The following is a 1,476-nucleotide window of genomic DNA, read 5'->3' on the forward strand; positions in this document are numbered from 1 at the left end:
ACACGACTCGGCCAGCGCCCGCAACCGCCGCGCGTACGGGTCGGTCTCCAGCAGCCCTTCGGGAGGGCCACCGACCACCACGCACTCGGCGTCCGGGACCAGCTCCATCGCGCGGACCACCGTCTGGAAGCCCTTGCGCTCGACCAGCCGGCCCACCGTCAGGATCCGTGCCTGACCGGGCTCGCGGTCCGCGGCGGGCCCGAACGGGGAGAACGTGGAGAGGTTGACGCCGGAGGGCACGACGGTCATCCGGGACCGGGGCACCCCCATCCGGACCAGCTCGCCGACCTCGTCGCGGCACTGCGCGACCACCCGGTCCACCGAGCGGCCCAACTCGCGCTCGTAGGACACCCGCCGGGCCGGGCTGGTGTCCTGCACGCCCTGATAGCGGCGCTTCACGGTGCCCAGCGCGTGGTACGTCTGCACCACCGGCACCCCGGTCTGCCGACCGGCGGTCAGCGCGGCCAGGCCACTCATCCAGAAGTGCGCGTGGATCACCTCGGGCACCCAGGACCCGTCCCGCCACCGCTCGATCAGCCAGTGGCTGAAGTCGCGCATGTGCGGCAGCAGCGCGTCCTTGGCCACCGGCTCGGCCGGACCGGCCGGTACGTGCACCACGTCGTACCCGTCGGGGCTGCGGACGGTCACCGGCAGGTCGGGCGCGTCGCGGCGGGTGTAGACCTTCACCTCGTGTCCGGCGGCGGCGAGCGCGGCGGACAGTTCCGCGACGTGCGTGTTCTGGCCGCCGGCGTCCTCCCCTCCGAGGACGGCGAGCGGGCTGGCGTGCTCCGAGATCATCGCGATCCGCATACTTCCTCCTCCAGCAGCCGGTCCCAGTCAGCGAGGAAACGGTCGAGGCCGTACCTGTCACGCGCGGCGGCCTGTGCCGCCGCGCCGGCCTGACGCGCGGCCTCCGGTTCGGCCATGAACCGGCGGGCGGCGTCGAGCAGGGTGTCCACCCGGGTGGCGAGGGCTCCCGCCTCCGGGGGCACCGCCGTCACGGCCTCGGTGGTGGCGAGGGCGACGACGGGCATGCCGATGGACATGGCCTCGATGAGGCTAAGCCCGAGGGAGGTCCACCGGCACAGGTGCAGGTACGCGCGTCGTCGCGCGAGTTCGGCGTGCATCCGCTCCTGCGGTACGTCGTCGTGGCTGGTGAGCCGGTCGTCTGGTAGGCCGAGGTGGTCGGCGAGGCCGGCGACTCCCATGCCGTAGACGTCCAGTGGCGCGATCTCGGCGAACCGGGCCAGCAGGTCGGTGCCGGTGACCCGGCCCCGCCGGACCGGCTCGTTGATCACCACGGCGAGGCGGTCGAGTTCGCCGGTGTAGGTGGCGGTGGGGGTGACGATGCCGTGGTCGATGACGGTGGTGCGGGCGGTGCCGGTGTCCCAGAAGAGCTGGTTGAAGCCGGTGACGTGGGCGATGAGCAGGTCGGCCTGGTCGGCCATGGGGTGGCGGGTGTTCGGCACGTCGCCC

2 protein-coding genes are annotated in these 1,476 nt (G+C 73.1%); both read right to left on the reverse strand.

What is annotated here, in order from left to right:
- On the reverse strand, positions 1-810 hold an 810-nt coding region (locus ACTWLT_RS31495; RefSeq protein WP_445321487.1), incomplete at its 3' end, for a glycosyltransferase.
- On the reverse strand, positions 795-1,476 hold a 682-nt coding region (locus tag ACTWLT_RS31500; RefSeq protein ID WP_445321488.1), incomplete at its 5' end, for a glycosyltransferase family protein. The genes ACTWLT_RS31500 and ACTWLT_RS31495, both read right to left, overlap by 16 nt.

This window comes from Micromonospora yongxingensis, from assembly GCF_052601155.1.